Origin of the sequence: Malaciobacter mytili LMG 24559, assembly GCF_003346775.1 — a bacterium.
Lineage (GTDB): Bacteria > Campylobacterota > Campylobacteria > Campylobacterales > Arcobacteraceae > Malaciobacter > Malaciobacter mytili.
The window spans coordinates 947111-964797 of record NZ_CP031219.1 but is presented as its reverse complement, the minus strand read 5'-3'; the positions used below and the strand labels follow the sequence as shown (position 1 = coordinate 964797).

30 protein-coding genes are annotated in these 17687 nt (G+C 29.4%); 2 read left to right on the top strand and 28 right to left on the bottom strand.

Annotated features, from left to right (window positions below; all coding sequences use genetic code 11):
• Positions 1-97: 97 nt before the first annotated feature.
• The 4 genes from AMYT_RS04960 to AMYT_RS04945 form a co-directional block, all read right to left on the bottom strand.
• Entirely contained in the window at positions 98-811 is a 714-nt protein-coding gene (locus tag AMYT_RS04960) for a metal ABC transporter solute-binding protein, Zn/Mn family (protein WP_162919471.1), read from the bottom strand.
• A gap of 83 nt (positions 812-894) precedes the next feature.
• The gene (aspS, locus tag AMYT_RS04955; protein WP_114841446.1) at positions 895-2646 is read right to left on the bottom strand and encodes an aspartate--tRNA ligase; all 1752 of its coding nucleotides are present in this window, start codon (positions 2644-2646) and stop codon (positions 895-897) included.
• Positions 2647-2690: 44 nt separating this feature from the next.
• Positions 2691-3806, bottom strand: coding sequence for a hypothetical protein (locus tag AMYT_RS04950; protein ID WP_114841445.1), 1116 nt, complete (start codon positions 3804-3806; stop codon positions 2691-2693).
• Entirely contained in the window at positions 3803-4468 is a 666-nt protein-coding gene (locus tag AMYT_RS04945) for a uracil-DNA glycosylase (RefSeq protein WP_114843152.1), read from the bottom strand. The genes AMYT_RS04950 and AMYT_RS04945 overlap by 4 nt, the downstream gene beginning before the upstream one ends.
• Before the next feature lie 125 nt (positions 4469-4593).
• On the opposite strand from AMYT_RS04945, the gene AMYT_RS04940 reads away from it, so the two are divergent.
• Entirely contained in the window at positions 4594-4806 is a 213-nt protein-coding gene (locus tag AMYT_RS04940; RefSeq protein ID WP_191287685.1) for a hypothetical protein, read from the top strand.
• Positions 4807-4894: 88 nt separating this feature from the next.
• Here the strand turns inward: AMYT_RS04940 and AMYT_RS04935 are convergent, their stop codons facing one another.
• The 24 genes from AMYT_RS04935 to rpsJ all read right to left on the bottom strand — a co-directional run bounded on the left by AMYT_RS04935 (position 4895) and on the right by rpsJ (position 16883).
• Positions 4895-6151, bottom strand: coding sequence for a GGDEF domain-containing protein (locus AMYT_RS04935; RefSeq protein WP_114841443.1), 1257 nt, complete (start codon positions 6149-6151; stop codon positions 4895-4897).
• A gap of 105 nt (positions 6152-6256) precedes the next feature.
• The gene (gene infA / locus AMYT_RS04930) at positions 6257-6475 is read right to left on the bottom strand and encodes a translation initiation factor IF-1 (protein ID WP_114841442.1); all 219 of its coding nucleotides are present in this window, start codon (positions 6473-6475) and stop codon (positions 6257-6259) included.
• Positions 6476-6491: 16 nt separating this feature from the next.
• Positions 6492-7253 (bottom strand): type I methionyl aminopeptidase, encoded by a 762-nt coding sequence (map, locus tag AMYT_RS04925; RefSeq protein ID WP_114843151.1) that lies wholly within the window; start codon positions 7251-7253, stop codon positions 6492-6494.
• A 4-nt stretch (positions 7254-7257) separates the two neighbouring features.
• A complete protein-coding gene (gene secY, locus AMYT_RS04920) occupies positions 7258-8520 on the bottom strand; it encodes a preprotein translocase subunit SecY (protein WP_114841441.1) in 1263 nt (420 codons plus the stop codon).
• A 2-nt stretch (positions 8521-8522) separates the two neighbouring features.
• Positions 8523-8921: a 50S ribosomal protein L15 gene (rplO, locus tag AMYT_RS04915; RefSeq protein WP_114841440.1), complete on the bottom strand. Its 399-nt coding sequence runs from the start codon at positions 8919-8921 to the stop codon at positions 8523-8525.
• Positions 8922-8925: 4 nt separating this feature from the next.
• A complete protein-coding gene (gene rpsE, locus AMYT_RS04910) occupies positions 8926-9369 on the bottom strand; it encodes a 30S ribosomal protein S5 (RefSeq protein ID WP_114841439.1) in 444 nt (147 codons plus the stop codon).
• A 9-nt stretch (positions 9370-9378) separates the two neighbouring features.
• Positions 9379-9738, bottom strand: coding sequence for a 50S ribosomal protein L18 (rplR, locus tag AMYT_RS04905; protein WP_114841438.1), 360 nt, complete (start codon positions 9736-9738; stop codon positions 9379-9381).
• Between the two features lie 10 nt (positions 9739-9748).
• The gene (rplF, locus tag AMYT_RS04900; protein ID WP_114841437.1) at positions 9749-10285 is read right to left on the bottom strand and encodes a 50S ribosomal protein L6; all 537 of its coding nucleotides are present in this window, start codon (positions 10283-10285) and stop codon (positions 9749-9751) included.
• Positions 10286-10294: 9 nt separating this feature from the next.
• On the bottom strand, positions 10295-10693 hold the full coding sequence (gene rpsH / locus AMYT_RS04895; protein WP_114841436.1) for a 30S ribosomal protein S8: 399 nt from the start codon (positions 10691-10693) through the stop codon (positions 10295-10297).
• A 13-nt stretch (positions 10694-10706) separates the two neighbouring features.
• On the bottom strand, positions 10707-10892 hold the full coding sequence (locus AMYT_RS04890) for a type Z 30S ribosomal protein S14 (RefSeq protein WP_114841435.1): 186 nt from the start codon (positions 10890-10892) through the stop codon (positions 10707-10709).
• Positions 10892-11440 carry a 50S ribosomal protein L5 gene (gene rplE, locus AMYT_RS04885; protein WP_114841434.1) on the bottom strand — a complete coding sequence of 183 codons (549 nt, stop codon included), beginning with the start codon at positions 11438-11440 and terminating at the stop codon, positions 10892-10894. The genes AMYT_RS04890 and rplE overlap by 1 nt, the downstream gene beginning before the upstream one ends.
• A 2-nt stretch (positions 11441-11442) precedes the next feature.
• The gene (gene rplX, locus AMYT_RS04880; protein ID WP_114841433.1) at positions 11443-11682 is read right to left on the bottom strand and encodes a 50S ribosomal protein L24; all 240 of its coding nucleotides are present in this window, start codon (positions 11680-11682) and stop codon (positions 11443-11445) included.
• A 2-nt stretch (positions 11683-11684) separates the two neighbouring features.
• Complete coding sequence (gene rplN, locus AMYT_RS04875; protein WP_114841432.1) at positions 11685-12053, bottom strand: 50S ribosomal protein L14; 369 nt, start codon at positions 12051-12053, stop codon at positions 11685-11687.
• Positions 12053-12304, bottom strand: a complete 252-nt coding sequence (gene rpsQ / locus AMYT_RS04870; RefSeq protein WP_114841431.1) for a 30S ribosomal protein S17 — start codon at positions 12302-12304, stop codon at positions 12053-12055. Before rpsQ ends, rplN begins: the two co-directional genes overlap by 1 nt.
• An 11-nt stretch (positions 12305-12315) precedes the next feature.
• Positions 12316-12507 carry a 50S ribosomal protein L29 gene (rpmC, locus tag AMYT_RS04865; RefSeq protein WP_114841430.1) on the bottom strand — a complete coding sequence of 64 codons (192 nt, stop codon included), beginning with the start codon at positions 12505-12507 and terminating at the stop codon, positions 12316-12318.
• The gene (gene rplP / locus AMYT_RS04860; protein WP_114841429.1) at positions 12494-12919 is read right to left on the bottom strand and encodes a 50S ribosomal protein L16; all 426 of its coding nucleotides are present in this window, start codon (positions 12917-12919) and stop codon (positions 12494-12496) included. Before rplP ends, rpmC begins: the two co-directional genes overlap by 14 nt.
• A 2-nt stretch (positions 12920-12921) precedes the next feature.
• Entirely contained in the window at positions 12922-13620 is a 699-nt protein-coding gene (rpsC, locus tag AMYT_RS04855; protein WP_114841428.1) for a 30S ribosomal protein S3, read from the bottom strand.
• Positions 13620-13952: a 50S ribosomal protein L22 gene (gene rplV, locus AMYT_RS04850; RefSeq protein ID WP_114841427.1), complete on the bottom strand. Its 333-nt coding sequence runs from the start codon at positions 13950-13952 to the stop codon at positions 13620-13622. Before rplV ends, rpsC begins: the two co-directional genes overlap by 1 nt.
• Positions 13953-13954: 2 nt before the next feature.
• Positions 13955-14233, bottom strand: coding sequence for a 30S ribosomal protein S19 (rpsS, locus tag AMYT_RS04845; protein WP_114841426.1), 279 nt, complete (start codon positions 14231-14233; stop codon positions 13955-13957).
• A 9-nt stretch (positions 14234-14242) separates the two neighbouring features.
• Positions 14243-15070, bottom strand: coding sequence for a 50S ribosomal protein L2 (rplB, locus tag AMYT_RS04840; protein ID WP_114841425.1), 828 nt, complete (start codon positions 15068-15070; stop codon positions 14243-14245).
• Between the two features lie 12 nt (positions 15071-15082).
• Entirely contained in the window at positions 15083-15364 is a 282-nt protein-coding gene (locus AMYT_RS04835; RefSeq protein WP_114841424.1) for a 50S ribosomal protein L23, read from the bottom strand.
• A gap of 2 nt (positions 15365-15366) precedes the next feature.
• Positions 15367-15978, bottom strand: coding sequence for a 50S ribosomal protein L4 (gene rplD, locus AMYT_RS04830; RefSeq protein WP_114841423.1), 612 nt, complete (start codon positions 15976-15978; stop codon positions 15367-15369).
• Positions 15975-16553, bottom strand: a complete 579-nt coding sequence (gene rplC / locus AMYT_RS04825) for a 50S ribosomal protein L3 (RefSeq protein WP_114841422.1) — start codon at positions 16551-16553, stop codon at positions 15975-15977. Before rplC ends, rplD begins: the two co-directional genes overlap by 4 nt.
• Before the next feature lie 15 nt (positions 16554-16568).
• The gene (rpsJ, locus tag AMYT_RS04820; protein ID WP_114841421.1) at positions 16569-16883 is read right to left on the bottom strand and encodes a 30S ribosomal protein S10; all 315 of its coding nucleotides are present in this window, start codon (positions 16881-16883) and stop codon (positions 16569-16571) included.
• Positions 16884-17260: 377 nt separating this feature from the next.
• Between rpsJ and AMYT_RS04815 the strand changes: the two genes are divergently transcribed.
• Positions 17261-17677: a hypothetical protein gene (locus tag AMYT_RS04815; RefSeq protein ID WP_114841420.1), complete on the top strand. Its 417-nt coding sequence runs from the start codon at positions 17261-17263 to the stop codon at positions 17675-17677.
• Positions 17678-17687: the final 10 nt, after the last annotated feature.

Below are 17687 nucleotides of genomic sequence, written 5' to 3'. Positions count from 1 at the left end.
CCCTAAATTACATATAAAAATTATATATCTTTTAAAGAATAAAATGTTTAGTTAATATGTATATGAAATATACAATTGTATAAAATATAAATAAAAATTATTTTTCTATTATATCTTTTGTTAGTTGATTTATATTTGCTTCCCAATTTCTTGTGAAAATATTATTTTTAATAGCAGTAGTTTCTGAATTTGAAGTAAAAAAAGTTATTAGCTTTTGTTCATCATTTGGATCAATTAAAAGTTTTTTTATTGATTTTTCTCTTGTAAAAAGTATTGTTTCATATATCTGTTTTGCATCAAAATATGTTTTATCTCTTTTAAAAAAATTTAATCTATACCTTTTTGCATAATATTCCCAAAATTCATCAAAAACATATAAATTATAATTTTCTAAAGTAAAAATATCTTTTTTTGTATTTAAAAAAATCTCATCAATTTCACTAAGTAATTTATCTAAATTATTAGAATATATCTCTTGATTAGTAGTATCTAATTTGATTATTTCTTCATAGACATTTAAAACAATTATTCTAAAATTTAAAGGATCAGTCCAAACATAAGGGTTATTGTCTATTTTAATAATTCCTTTTGAAACATCTACAATATCTATTTTAGAAATAGCTTTTAAATATTTTATAGGTTCTTTCTCTTTTGGAAGATTTAGTGTTAAATAGACTAAGTTTTTAGTAATTTCTCGTACTTCTTTTCTACTTAAATTTTCTGTTAAATAATTTTCAGAATATAAAGAATGAACTAAAAATCTTTTTTCTGTGATTGTTTGAATTATATAATCAAGTGGAGGTATTGCCACAGCCACTTTGGGCTTGGCAAATACAAAACACAAAGATAGAAAAAAAAGTATAATTATTTTTTTCATATCAAGTGTACTTTTAATTATGCTTGTGGTTGTCTAATTCTTAAACTTAACTCTTTTAACTGTTCATTATCAACAGCACTTGGAGCTTGTGTCATTAAACATTGTGCTTTTTGAGTTTTAGGGAAAGCAATAACATCTCTAATAGAATCAGTTCCAGCTAAAAGCATAACCATTCTATCTAATCCCATAGCAAATCCACCATGACTTGGAGCACCATATCTTAAAGCTTCTAATAAGAATCCAAATTTTTCATTTGCTTCTTCTTTACTAATACCCATAAGTTCAAAAACTTTTTCTTGTATTTCTTCTTTATGAATTCTTATACTTCCACCACCAAGTTCAGTTCCATTTAATACAATATCATAAGCAACAGACTCAATTTCTTCTAAATCTTCAATATTATCTAAAGATTTTGGCATAGTAAATGGGTGATGTAAAGCTTTAGTTCTTCCATCTTCAACTTCAAACATAGGGAAATCAACTACCCATACAAATTCATATTTATCTTCTGGAATAATTTGCATTTGGTCAGCTAAGAATAATCTAAATCTTCCCATATAATCCCAAACAGTTTTTTTATCCCCTGCTCCAAAGAATACCACATCTCCAACTTCAAGTTGTGTTGCTTTTACAATCTCTTCTAAGTCAGCTTCACTAAAGAATTTTGTTAATGGACCTTTTAATCCATCTTCTTTCATTTGGAAGTATCCTAAACCTTTAGCTCCAAATTTTCTTACATAATCTTCAAAGCTTTTCATTTGTCTTTTTGAGAAAATATTATCTCCATTTGGACATCTTAAAGCTTTAATTCTATTTTTCTTTTTATCTTTAGCAATTTCAGAAAAAATTTCATTTGTAGAGTTAGCAAAAATATCAATAACATCTACCATAGGCATATCAAATCTTAAATCAGGTTTATCACTACCATATTTTTCCATAGCTTCACTATATCTAATTCTAGGGAAAGTTGAAGGAACTTCTTTTCCACAAGCAGTAAATACATCATAAATTAATCTTTCAGCTACTTTTATAACATCTTCTTGATTACAAAAAGACATCTCAACATCTATTTGAGTAAATTCAGGTTGTCTATCTGCTCTTAAATCTTCATCTCTAAAACATTTAGCAATTTGGAAATATTTATCAAATCCAGCAACCATTAAAAGTTGTTTAAATAATTGAGGAGATTGAGGAAGCGCATAAAATTCCCCTGGGTGTACTCTTGATGGTACTAAATAATCCCTTGCTCCTTCAGGAGTAGATTTTGTTAAAATTGGAGTTTCAACATCTATAAAACCTAATTCATCTAAAGTATTTCTTACTTGAATAGTTGCTTTACTTCTTAATTTAAAAATATTAAAAGCTTTTGGTGTTCTTAATTCTAAAAATCTATTTCTTAATCTAATTTCTTCATTTACTTTTTCATCACCTAAATCAAAAGGCATAGGTTTTGATCTATTTTCAATTACTAGTTTCTCAACAACAATTTCAATTTTTCCAGTAATTAAGTTTGGATTTTCTAATCCTTCTCCTCTTGCTCTTACTTTTCCTTGAGCTACTAAAACAAACTCATCTCTTACTGTTTCAGCAATTTCTAAAGCCTCTTTACTATCTTGTGGATCACATACTAATTGAACGATTCCACCTCTATCTCTTAAATCAATAAATATAATTCCACCGTGATCTCTTCTACTATTAACCCAACCTGCAACAGTAACAGCTTCACCAATGTTTTTTTCAGTTACGTCAGTACAATAATGCGTTCTCAATTTTAAACTCCGTCTTTTTAAATATTCGCGATTATAACTAAGATTTACTTAATCTTTTGAAAACCATACTCTGTGGCATTATAAAGCTTTGGCTCATAATAAACTTTATTTCCTTCAATTTTTGTTTTAATAAGTTCATCTTTATTGTTATTAAAAAGTAAATTTACTCCTATTAAAGATGAATAATTAACCCAATCATAAACAATTTCAGAATCAAAAGAATCTAAAATATCTTCAAGTTTTTCATCAGTTTTATCTATAGAATTAGCAATAATAAAATTAATTCTATCTTCTGCTTGAGTTAGAGAAATCAATAAGGGATTATAATTTAACTGCGTAGATAAAATAACACTTGGTTGCTTTTGAAATCCTCTAATTTGAGATAATAAAATAGAAGTTTTAATAATAGAAGTATTTAACATAATTGAAGCTTCTTCTAGTTTTTCATTATCAACTAAAGCTTTATAATCATTATTAGAACCTGATACTTCTTTTATAATTTCAATAGAAGGTACACTATTTTCATAAATAGTTTTTAGCTTATTTCCTAAATAATTATTTTGAAAATACATAACATTTTTATTATTTGACATAGTTTGTAAAAGCTCTATTTGTCTCTTATATGAAATTCCACCATAAATAAAATTCTCTTTTGTTAAAAATAAATTATCTTTATTTAATAAAGGAAAATATACCTTTGTCTTACTATCAAAAGAAAAAGAAGTCATTTTATCATAACCCGTTTCTGTAAATAAAGCTATTATTTTAGAATAGTTTTTAGTTTCAATTTCTTTAATCTTCTCTTCTATACTTGTAGGTGTTTCATCTATAGTATCAAAAGTTTCAATTTTAAACTTTTCATTTTTAAATAGCAAATAACCTGTTATAGTATTTACAGTATTATTTGCATACTTTCCTACTATTTTTGAAGGATAAATAATTGCAAGTTTAAAAACTCCATCATCTAAATCCTCATCCTTAATAGCTTTTACTTCATTTATTACTTCTTGTGAAAAGCTTTCTTCATCTGCTTTGTCAGTTTTAGGTATCTGCGTTTTAGCAATATCTTGCTCATCTTTTTTTATTTCAATTACTTGTTGTTTTTGAGTACAACCAAAAAATAAAAATATTGAAATTAATATTAATACTATCTGTCTCAAGTTATCTCCAGTATAGATTTTATTTTTAGCATATCATAATATGCATCTTTTTTAAGTGATGGATTTCTAAGTAAAATAGAGGGTGAAAAAGTTGGCAATAAATTATAATATTTAAAAGGTAAAATATTTCCTCTTACTTGTTCAAAAGAACTATTATCATTTACTAGATATTTATAAGCTTTTTCTCCAAAAGTTACGATTAACATTGGGTTTAAAATCTCTATTTGTTTACTTAAATAGGCATTACAGCTATTTGCATGTGTAGGATAAAATCCCTCACTACTTTTACATTTTACTATATTTGTGATATATATATCGTTCACTTCCAATTCTAAAACATTTTGTATCATTTTAACTAAGATTTCACCACTTTTTCCAATATAAAACTCACCCGTTTCATCTTCACTTGCAGTTGGCTCATCTAAAATAAACATAATTTGTGCATTTTTACTTCCCTTTGAAAAAAGAATATTTTTTCTACTCTTACACAAATCACATAAATAACAGTTCTTAACGATATTTTCTAACTCATCTAAATTATTAGGTAAAGTTGAGTTAGATAACTCATTATTTCCAAAATCAACATTACAATGATACTCAAATCCAATAGATTTTAAGAAGTTCAATTGATATAAAATTCTATTTTTTACTGCTTTTGTCATGCAAAATTTTACAAAATTTAAACTTTTAGCCAAATTTGTTCCATTTATTTGTACAATTTATTAATTTTTATTGCTTTTTGTTCAAAAATTTTGTACAATAGAGTTTAAGCAACAATACAGGATTTATGATGACTTTACCAAGTCTTAGAAAATTGGAAAAAGATTTAGGAGTAAATAAGACAACTTTACATAATTGGAAAAAAACAAGACCTAAACTTTATAACTTTATAATTGAGTCGTATAAGCATAAAGAGCTTTTACGACAAAATTTACAAGTTATGATAAATCAAAAGAATATTTTGGAAGAAGAGATTAAGTTTACGGAGAATAAACTTTAAATTTATGCAAAACTATGAAGCTAAGTATTAGTTATAACCTTATTAGCGTGAACTTATAACTAATATAAGGCTTCATAGCTTTGTGTAATTAAATATAGTTTCCAGTATCAATAATTATCTTATTTCTACCTTCATGTTTTGCTTTGTTTAATAGTATATCAGCTTGATTTATTGCCTCTTTATATGAGTTATATTTATTTCTATATACAACTCCAGCACAAAATTTTACTTTTAGTTTTATATCTTTATGTACAAATTTATTAGTTGAAATTATATTTTGTACACGCTTTAAATAACTTATAACTTCATTATCTTCTGTATAATGAATAAGAGCAACAAACTCTTCCCCACCATATCTACAAATAACATCTTCTTCACGAGTTAGTTTTTTCAAAATAGTTGCAAAAGTAGTAAGAACAGTATCCCCACATTCATGCCCATAATTATCATTTATTGTTTTAAAATGATCTATATCATAAAAAACAATTGCATATTTTGATTTAAAAATCTCATATTCATTTTCTATTTTATCAACTTCTGCTACAAAAGCTCTTCTATTTGGAATACCTGTTAGAAAATCAATATCTTTTTCACGACTTACTTCATTTAAATCTTGTTGTAATTTATTTATCTGTTTTTGTAAAAAGACACAATCTTTCTGTCCTTTAAAAAGTTCAGCTTGAGACTCTTCAATACTATGTTCTAATTTATGAATAGTATCTACAAGTTTGCTTTGTAACATTGCTAAATCTCTTGCTGAATGCTTTGATAGCTCTAAAGCTTCAAGTTCACCCTTAATCATAGAAACTTCTTTTGATGTATCATTACTTTGAAGTAAACATTTATCAAAATATTTTCCCATAAGACCTATAACTTTTTTTACATCTTTTGCTTTTTCTTGCACTACTATTTTATCTCTACTAACTCTTTCATTAGTATATTTTCTAATTCTATTTAAAGTGCTATTTTTAATAAGTTTTTGAGGTTCACTTATAAGTTCTTCTTTTAGTTCACCTATTTTATTCTCTATAGAATAATCAATTGAAGGAGTTAGATAAAAATCTAATTGTTCTATAAATCGTAGTAAATCTTTATTTGAAACTCTATTTAAAAGTACTTGAGTAAGTTCATAGTAGGTTGTAATATTATTTTCTCTTATAAATAATTTTTCTTCATCATTTAGAGAATTTATTATCTTTTCAAATTCTTTAAGTTCATCAATGCTTAGATTTAACTCTTTTGCTTGCTTATAAAACTCTTTTGAATATTTAACAGGAGTAGCCACAATTTCTTGCGTTGTAAGAGATTTAATAGTATTTTTTATAATCTTTCTAATATCATTCATAACTATAACAACTTTATAAAATTTTATGGTTATTTTATCAAGATTATTCTAAAAAAGTAAAAAAAAAGAGACACATTTATAAATAAATGTCTCTTTTTATAAAAATTACTTATATCTGTGAGTAATTCTACCTTTATCAAGTGAATAAGGTGTAATTTCAACTTTTACTGTATCACCAGGTAAAATTTTAATATAATGCATTCTCATTTTTCCAGAGATATGACATAAAACTACATGTCCATTATCTAATTCTACCCTGAACATTGCATTTGGTAAAGCTTCAATAACTTTACCATCAATCACAATAACATCATCTTTTGCCACTTTATTGTCTCCCTAATTAATCTACTGTACTTAATATTTCAGCTCTACCATTTACGATAGCAACTGTATGTTCATAATGACTACCTCTTAATCCATCTTCTGAAATTACATCCCAATTATTTTCTAAAATAATAGGTTCTCTTTTCTTTTGACAAATCATAGGTTCTATACAAAAAACCATACCATTTTTGATTTTTGGTCCAGATTTAACATTCCCATTTTCTACATAGTTAGGAATTTCTGGTTCATCGTGAGGTTTTTTACCAATACCATGTCCACAAAATCTCACAAGTGGTTGATACCCTCTTGCTACTATAAAATCTTCAATAGCTTTTGAAAGTTCTTTAAATCTCATACCTTCATGAATAATATCAATAGCATGATATAAAGAATCTTTTGCACAAGCGATTAAGTCTTCATCTTCTTTTGAAATTTTGCCAATTGGCATTGTAATAGCAGCGTCACCATACCAACCTTCTAATTCTGTTCCAATATCTAGGCCTAAAATATCACCTTCTTTTAAAACAGTATCTGTTGGTATACCATGAATAATAACTTCATTTAATGAAGTACAAATAGCATTAGGGAAACCATAAAGACCTTTAAACGAAGGTCTAGCACCCAAGTCAGTTATAAATTTATCACCTAAAGCATCAACTTCTTTTAAAGTCATACCAGCTTTAACATTTTCTCTTAAGTAATTTAAAGTCTTCGCAACGATTACGTTTGCGTTGCGAAGCTTTTCAATTTCATTTGCTTTTCTAATTGGTATAGCCATTTTTTTATAGACCAACCGCACTTAGCGTTTCATACTTATTTGTATACTGTTGAGCTTCAATTTTTCTCATTGTATCAATAGCAACTTGAACAACGATTAAAACTGCAACCCCACCAAAATAGAATGGAACTCCCATAGATTTTACTAATAACCATGGAACAGTTGAAATTGCTGCAAGGTATAATGCACCCCAGAAAGTTAATCTACTTGCAACTTCATTTAAGAAATTTGCAGTTGATGTTCCTGGTCTAACACCTGGAATAAATCCACCTTGTCTTTTTAAATTTTCTGAAATATCTTTTGCATTAAATGTAATACTTGCATAAAAGAATGCAAAGAAAACTACAAATAAAAACATAAAAATATTAAATGTGTAACTACTTGGATTTAAAAAATCTGCAATAGCTACTAAATATTTGTTTTGACTTCCTTGTAATACAGTTGCAGGGAACATTAAAATCGCACTTGCAAAAATAGCTGGAATAACTCCTGATAAGTTTACCTTAATAGGAATATAATTCATCACTCTTTTGTTTTGATTTTGCATCATTACTTTTCTTGAATATGAAACAGGTACTCTTCTTTCCCCTAATTCAACATAAATAATTGCTCCAACTGTTGCTAAAATAATAACTAAAATAGCAATAACTGTTAAGAAACTCATTTGCCCATTATTAACTAGATCTATAGTACCACCAATAGCACTTGGAATTGCCGAAACAATACCTGCAAAGATAATTAATGAAATACCGTTTCCTATACCTTTTTGTGTAATTTGTTCACCAATCCACATTAAAAGCATAGTTCCTGTTAACATTGAAATAGAAGATACTGCGATAAAAGTACTCATATCAATAGATATTGCGCTTTGTCCACTTTGCCCTGTTAAAGAGTTTAACCCCATTGATACACCAATAGATTGAACTAATGTTATAACAATTGTTGTATATCTGATGATTTGCATATATTTTTGCATACCATCTCTTTCTTTTTTCATTTTTCCAAGTGCAGGGAAAGTAGCTGCTAGAAGTTCCATAATAATAGAAGCTGTAATGTAAGGCATAATTCCTAGTGATATAATACTTAATCTTTCAACCGCATTACCACTAAACATATTTACAAGACCTAATGCATTGTTAGCATTTGAGTCAAAGAATTCTTTTACTACATCTATATTAACACCAGGTACTGGCACGTATGCCAGTAACCTGTAAAGGAATATAAACCCTAAAGTAAGAAGAATCTTATTTACAAGATCTTTACTCATGATTAATTTCCAGTTGTTGTTACGTTTTCGTCTTTAATTTTAGATGCTAAATCTTTAGCAGTTGAACCAATTAATTTAACTTTTTCAACTGATTTAGATAGTTTATAAACTGATTTAATAGAATCTAAAGTAATCTCATCAAGTGTAGCAATTTTAGTTACTTTATCAACATTGATAGAGTAAGGTTTAACTGTTCTTGAAAAGAAACCTACTTTTGGAAGTCTTCTATGTAATGGTTGCTGACCACCCTCGAATCCTCTTTTATTCTTAAATCCAGATCTAGCTTTTTGACCTTTATTTCCTCTAGTAGCAGTCTTACCCATTCCTGAACCTTGACCTCTACCAACTCTTTTAATTTCTTTAACACTACCTTCAGCTGGTTTTAAATTATTTAATGCCATCTAATTATCCTTTAATTCTAGCTAAAGCTTCTACTGTAGCTTGTACAAGGTTATTTGGATTATTTGATCCTAAAGATTTTGCAATAATATCTTTAACACCTGATAACTCAAGAACTGGTCTTGCCGCACCACCTGCGATAAGTCCTGTACCTTCTGAAGCTGGTTTTAATAAAATTCTTGAAGAATTATATTTATGCTCAATATCATGTGCAATTGTAGTTCCTTTAATAGAAACTTTTACTAATGATTTGAATGCATCATCTAAAGCTTTTTTAATCGCATCTGGAACCTCTTTTGCTTTACCAGTTCCGAAACCTACTGTACCATTTTTATCACCAACAACAACTAAAGCTGTAAATCTGAATCTTCTACCACCCTTTACAACTTTTGTTACTCTTCCGATTTTAACGATTGCTTCTTGAAAATCTTCTCTATTTACTGCTGCCATCATTAACCCTTATAATTTAATACCATTGTCTCTTAATGCGTCAGCAAATGCTGCAACCACACCATGATACAGATAACCGTTTCTATCAAAAGTAACAGTATCAATGTTTTTAGCTTTTAAACTGTTTGCTAATTCAGCACCAGCTTTTGAAGCACTCTCTTTATTTGCAGTTAATCCTAAAGCTTTTGAACTAACTGAAGCTAAAGTGATACCAGCTACGTCATCAATAACTTGAGCTGATAAAAATCTGTTAGATTTGAAAATTGATACTCTTGGCTTTTCAGCAGTACCAGAGATTTTACCTCTAACTCTTCTTTTTCTTTTAATTCTTAAAGCATTCTTTTTTGCTATATCTTTTGCTCTACTCATACTTCACACCTTATTTTTTAGCAGTTTTACCAGCTTTTCTAACGATAACTTCGTCAGAATACTTAACACCTTTACCTTTATAAGGCTCTGGTTTTCTGAAACCTCTAATTACTGCAGCTGCTTGACCAACTTGTTGTTTATCAGCACCTTTTACATTAATAACGTTTTTATCAACAGTTATTTCTAATCCTGCAGGAATCTCATAGTTAATTGGGTGTGAATAACCTAATTGTAACTCTAACGCATTACCTTTAATAGCTGCTCTATAACCAACCCCATTGATTTCTAATGATTTAGAAAAACCATCACTTAATCCAACAACAGCATTGTTAATTAAAGCTCTATATGTTCCCCAGTAAGCTGAAGCTTGTTGAGACTCGTCAGCTCTTGATAATACAATTTGATTATCAGAAAGTTCGATTCCAACTCTTCCGTGAGTTTCAACAGAAGATACTTTATTTCCTTTTTTAACATTAACTACTGTACCATCAACAGTAATTTCAATTCCACTTGGTATTGAGATAGGTTTTTTTCCAATTCTAGACATTACACTCTCCTACCATACAGTACACAGTACTTCACCACCAACATTAGAAGCGAAAGCTTCATCATTAGCAATGATACCTTTGTTTGTAGAAACAATAATAGTACCGTATCCGTTTTTAAAACTTTTTAACTCAGAAGAAGGTCTATAAACTCTTCTTCCTGGTTTAGAAACTCTTGTTAATTCATTAATTACAGAGTTATCATTATCATCATACTTTAAAGTAACTTGAACTGTTTTTTTATTTTTTTCACCATCAATAACTTTGTAACTATCTATATACTCTTTTTGTTGTAAAACATCTAAGATACCAACAACTGTATTTGAGTGTAATAATGTTGCAACTTCTAATTTTCTCATTGCAGCATTTCTAATTCTAGTTAAAGCATCTGCGATTATATCATTCATCATAGCTTAATTTCTCCTACCAACTAGATTTTCTAACACCAGGAAGTAATCCCTCGTTAGCCATTTTTCTTAAACAAACTCTACAAAGACCAAAATCTCTGTAAACTGAATGTGGTCTTCCACAAACTGAACATCTTGTATATGCTCTTGTAGAGAACTTAGGAGTTCTCTTTTGCTTAGCAATCATAGATTTCTTTGCCATTACGCTCTTCCTTTAGTAAATGGAATTCCAACAAGCTCTAATAATCTTAATGCTTCAGCATCATTATCTGCACTTGTAGAAATTGAAATATTCATACCGTGAGTTTTGATAATGTTATCATAAACAACTTCAGGGAACATTAATTGTTCATCAAGTCCGAAGTTATAATTTCCTCTACCATCGAATCCATTTCTTTTTAGACCTCTAAAGTCTTTTACTCTTGGTAAAGCAATTGAACAAAGTTTATCTAAGAAATTATACATATTCTCACCTCTTAGTGTAACTTTAACACCAACAGGCATACCTTCTCTTACTTTAAAACCTGCAACAGATTTTTTAGCAATAACTTTAACTGCATATTGTCCAGCAATTAAAGAGATAGTATCTTGAATATTTTGCATTAACTTAGTATCTTTCATAGCTTCACCCGCACCAACAGAGATAACTACTTTTTCTACTCTAGCAGTTAGCATTTTGTTTTTTGGGAATTCAGCTTCTAATACTGGTTTAATTTCATTTTTATATTTTTCTAATAATCTTGCTGCCATAATTATTTACCTTCTACTTTTGCTACATTAGAGATATCAATAGGCATCTCTTTGTTTACAAAACCACCATTTGGGTTTTTCTCTTGATCTGGCTTAACAGCTTTTTTAGCAACTTTGCAATCTTTTACGATTACTTTGTTTTCTTTTGGTAACACTTTTAAAACTTCACCAGTTTTACCTTTATCGTCACCTGCGATGATTTTTACTGTATCACCTTTTTTGATTTTTAATTTAACTGCCATAATTATAATACCTCCGGAGCAAGTGAAACAATTTTCATAAAACCTGAATATCTAACTTCTCTAGCAACAGGTCCAAAAATCCTTGTTCCAACTGGTTCTCTTTTATTATCAAGAATAACTGCAGCATTATCATCAAATCTGATTAAAGAACCATTTTCTCTTTGAACTTCTTTATGAGTTCTAACGATTACTGCTTTAACTACTTGACCTTTTTTAATTTTTCCTGTTGGAAGAGCTTTTTTTACAGAAGCAACGATAACGTCACCAACTGTTGCATATCTTCTTTTAGACCCACCTAAAACTTTGATACACATAATCTCTTTTGCACCAGTGTTATCAGCTACATTTAATCTAGTAAAACTTTGAATCATTATTTAACTCCTGTAGCTACTATTGTTTTTAATCTGAAAGATTTAGTTTTAGAAAGTGGTCTGCATTCAACAGCAATAACAGTATCACCTTCATTTAACTCATTCTTTTCATCATGGATTAAGTATTTTTTAAATCTTTTTACAGTCTTGTGGTATTTAGGGTGTAAAACCGATCTTGTAACTAAGATAGACGCAGTTTTATCACCTGATTTTTTAACCACTACACCTTGAATCTCTCTTTTATGTGTCATACTTCAGATCCTTAGTTAGCTTTTGCTGCAGTAATTGCTGTTTGAATTTTTGCGATATCTTTTTTTACCACTCTTAATTCAGATGTATTTGTTAACTGCATAGTTTTTAGCTTAGCTTTTAATTCAAAAAGAAGCACCTTTTTCTCTTTTAATAACTCGTTTAACTCTGTTAAGCTTTTATCTTTAATATCAGTATAATTCATTTTCGCTATCTCTTGTTACAATTTTAGTTTTAAATGGTAATTTGTGCATAGCTAAAGTTAAAGCTTCTCTTGCTAACTCTTCACTAACACCAGCCATCTCGAAACAAACTCTACCTGGTTTAATGTTCATAACCCATTTATCAACAGCACCTTTACCTTTACCCATTCTTGTTTCTAATGGTTTAGCAGTAAGAGGTTTATCTGGGAAAACTTTAATCCAAACTTTTGCTTGTCTCTTAACTTTTCTAGTCATAGCAATTCTGGCAGCTTCGATTTGTCTTGAATCGATTCTTCCGTGTTCTACTGCTTTAATTCCGAACTCACCGTAAGCTAAAAAGTTACCTCTTGAAGCTTTACCTCTGTTTCGCCCTTTCATTACTTTTCTATATTTTGTTCTTTTAGGCATTAACATGATTACTTACCTCTTCTTTTACTTGGTCTTCTTTTTGGTTTAGAAGTTTCAGCTTTTTCTGGTTGAATACCTTTTGCAAGTACTTCACCTTTGAAAATCCAAACTTTAATACCAATACAACCATATGTTGTATGAGCTTCAGCAAAACCATAATCAATTCTTGCTCTTAAAGTATGTAATGGAACTCTACCTTCTAAGTACCACTCAGTTCTAGCCATTTCAGCTCCACCAAGTCTTCCAGAAACAGAAACTTTAATTCCTTTTGCTCCACCTTTTAAAGCGTTTTGCATAACTCTTTTCATAGCTCTTCTAAATGCAACTCTTCTTTCTAATTGTTGAGCAACATTTTCAGCAGCTAATTGAGCAGAAATTTGTGGTTTTCTTTCTTCTTTGATGTTTACAGCGATTTCTTTTCCAACTAATTTAGAAAGGCTATCTTTTAGTTTTTCAACATCAGCACCTTTTTTACCAATAATGATACCTGGTCTAGCAGCAACGATAGTAACTCTAACTTTTTTAGCAGTTCTTTCTACTATAGTTTGAGCAACACCAGCATAGTATAACTCTTTTTTAACGAATTTTCTAATTTTGTCGTCTTCTGCAACATTTACTGGCATTTTAGAAAATGAAGGAAACCATCTTGATTCCCAGTTTCTGTTAATACCAAGTCTTAAACCTATTGGATTAACTTTTTGACCCATTACTTATCTCCTTTTTCAGCAGCAGCTACTTCAATCATAATGTGTGCAGTTGGTTTATGCTTAGGTGAAGCACTTCCTCTTGCTCTTGGAGTAAATCTCTTAAGAACAGGACCTTTATCAACTCTAGCAGATGTAATAACTGCATCTTGAGGCTCTAACCCTGCATTTGCAACAGCAGATGCAATAACTTTTGAAATAATTCCTGCAGCTTTATTTGGAGTGAACTCTAAAGAAGCAATTGCGTACTCTGCGTTCATACCTTGAACTTCTCTAGCAATTAATCTTGCTTTGATTGGAGAAACTCTAATAAATTTTAATATTGCTCTAGCCATTCTTATCCTACCTTCTTCTGTACAGAACCTTTATGTCCTTTAAAAGTTCTTGTTGGTGCGAATTCACCTAATTTATATCCAACATGATTTTCAGTAATTAATACAGGAACAAAGTTTCTTCCATTGTGTACATTGAAAGTTAATCCAATCATATCTGGTAAAACTGTTGATCTTCTTGACCATGTTTTGATAGGTTTTTTATCATTTGCTTCAATAGCTTTGATAACTTTTTTCATTAGGTGTGCGTCTACAAATGGACCTTTTTTTATCGATCTTGCCATCTTAAACCCTTACTTCTTTCTTTTTGAAATGATTAATTTATCACTAGCTTTTTTCTTTCTAGTTTTATAACCTTTAGTTGGCATACCCCATGGAGTAACTGGATGTCTTCCTGAGTTAGTTTTACCTTCCCCTCCACCGTGTGGGTGATCAACTGGGTTCATCGCAGATCCTCTTGTTTGAGGTCTAATACCTAAGTGTCTTGTTCTACCAGCTTTACCAATTACCATATTGATGAAATCTTCATTTCCAACAACACCGATTGTAGCCATACAAACACCTAAAATTTTTCTCATTTCACCAGATGGTAATCTTAAGATAACATATTTATCTTCTCTACCCATAATTTGTGCATAACCACCAGCAGATCTTGCAATTTGTCCACCTTTTCCTGGTTTTAATTCAATATTATGAACCATTGTACCAACAGGAATGTTGATTAATTTCATTGCATTACCTGGTAAAATATCTAATCCTGACTCAGCAGCAGAAACTTTTGCTCCAACTTTTAATCCAGATGGTTGTAAGATATATCTTTTATCTCCATCAGCATAAGTAACTAAACAAATTCTGCAGTTTCTGTATGGATCGTACTCAATAGTAGATACAGTACCTTCTACTCCAAATTTATTTCTTTTGAAATCAATAATTCTATATAATTTCTTAGCACCTGCTTCTTTGTGTCTAGAAGTGATTCTACCGTTATTATTTCTACCTGCGTTAGCTTTTACTCTTTTTAATAAGCTTCTAACTGTAGGCTTAGAAGTAATATCAGAAGTGTCCATAACAGACATGAATCTTCTTGCAGGAGTTATTGGTCTAAATTTTTTAATTGCCATTTTTTATACTCCTTAAGCTGATAGGTTCGCTATTTCAGCGCCCTCAGGTAATGTTACATAGAATTTTTTGAAATCAGGTCTTTTACCGATTCTTCCTCTAAATCTTTTAACTTTACCGCTTTGTCTTAATGAATTAACCTTCGCAGGTGTTACTCCAAAATACTCTTTAAACACTTCTTTTAAACTATTTTTAGTCATTCTTGGGCTTGTTTGAACAACAATAACACCATTTTCTTGAAGCTCAATAGTTTTTTCTGTGTATAATATTGCTTTAATATCTGTAATATCTGCCATTTTTACGCCTCTTTTGTTAGTGCTTCAAATACTGATTTTTCAATTAGTACTGAATGGTATGCAGAAATTAAATAAGCATTAACTTCTTGCTTTTCAACAACATAACAATTTTTAATGTTTCTAAATGCTAAATAAGTTTTCTCTTCAATTGTATTAACTACAATTAAAGTATCTCTCTTAGCAATTTTATTTAAAACTGCAACTGCATCTTTAGTTTTTCCAGACTCTACTTTTAAAGAATCAACAACAAATAAAGAGTTTTGATTAGCATGAGCATTTAAAGCATAAGATAATGCTAAAGCTTTTTGCTTTTTATTAACTTTTTGAATGTAGTTTCTTTTTGTAGGTCCAAAAATTTGTCCCCCACCAACAAATAATGGAGATCTTCTAGAACCCCATCTAGCTGCACCTGAACCTTTTTGAGCTTTAGGTTTTTTACCACCACCGCTTACTAAAGTTCTGTTTTTTACTCTAGCTGTATTAGCTCTTAATGATGAAAGATAAGATTTTACGTATAAATATAAGTTGTGAGAGTTAATCTCTGCATAACTTGCTGGTAATTCTAATTCACCATTGTTTTCAAATTTTTCGTTTAATACTATTGCTTTACTCATTTAGCAACCTTTACTTTTCCTAATGCACCATTTGGTCCAGCAACTGAACCTTTTACAACTAAAATACCTGTTTCAGCATTAAATGAAAGAACTTCATTTTTTACAGATACGTTCGTATTTCCGTAATGTCCTGGCATTTTTCTACCTGGTTGTACTCTACCTGGCCATTCGCAGTTACCAATTGATCCAGGAGCTCTGTGAAATCTTGAACCGTGAGCACCTGGCCCTCCAGCAAAGTTCCATCTTTTCATAACACCAGCAAAACCTCTACCTTTTGTTTTAAAAGTTGCTTTTAAAACTTTAGCTTCAGCTAAACCAGAAACATCTAAGTCACCAGCCTCAGTATTTGCTACAGTCATTGTTGCAAATCTGTTGAACTCTTTACTTAAATTATATTTTTTTTGTTGCCCTTCAATAGCTTTATTAAATTTTTTACCATTTGTAAAAGCTACGATTGCTTTACCGTTTTCAGTGATCTCACATACTTTTGTATCAAGAACTTTTAAAAGTGTAACAGGAACACTTGGAACTGAAACAGTTCTGCTCATACCGATTTTTTCAACTATGAATTCCATTCTCTACCCTTTCTCTTATTCTTGACCCATTGATCTAACTTCAACATCAACTTCTGGAGCTAAATCAAGTTTCATTAAAGAATCAACTGTATCTGGAGTTGCAGCAATAATATCAATTAATCTTGCATGAACTCTGATTTCAAATTGCTCTCTTGAATCTTTATTTACGTGAGGCCCTTTGATAACTGTGTACTTTCTAATTTTAGTTGGAAGAGGAATTGGACCTCTTAACTCAGCACCAGTTCTTTTAACAGCTTCAACAATAGAAGCAACACTTCTGTCTAAAACTCTATGATCATAAGCTTTAAGCTTTAATCTAATTTTTTCCATTTTTTTCCTTTAAAGAACTCGTCAGATGCACGTAAAACGCACCCTAACCATTTAATATGGACGCGGATTATAACTTATTTTCTATAAAAAGTCAAGTTTTATGGGGCTTCACAAATAAATATTTAAAATTTATTTCCTTTTTATAAGGAATAAAATAGTAAATAACAAGATTTTTAAGTTTTAAAGTCATTTTTGGCTTAAAAATTAGCTTTTTATCCTTTTTAAAAGGAATAAAATAACTATTTTAAGTAAAAATGTAGATAAGAATATTTTTTATAGGCATTTTTATATTACTTTTAAATAAATCATTATAAAAATCACTGTTTATACTCTTTAAAGTATTTTTTATATAAAGTTTTAAACTTAAAAGGAGAATTATGATTGAATATATAAATGAAATTTCAAATGAAAATGGCTATAAAAGATATAATCAATACTCTATTAGTGATAACTTTAAAGAGTTAATTTTTGATGATTATTATGTTTATAATACTAAAGAGTATAATAAAAAAGAGTTAGCAGAAAAACTATATAATAAAAACTTTGTAAATAAATACAATAAAGATACACAAAAAGAAATCTTTGATTTATATATTAATAATGAAAAGTTTAAAGAAAAAGTTCTTTTTATCTATTCAATTATAGATGAAGAAAAATATACACAATTTGTACAAAAAAATCCAAATATACAAAATCCAAATGATTATACTATTACATATAATATAGTAGATTCAGATGGAGTTAATGTAAATATGTATCAACTATCTCTTAGTGATATAGCCTTTGTTTTTTAGATAATCTTTT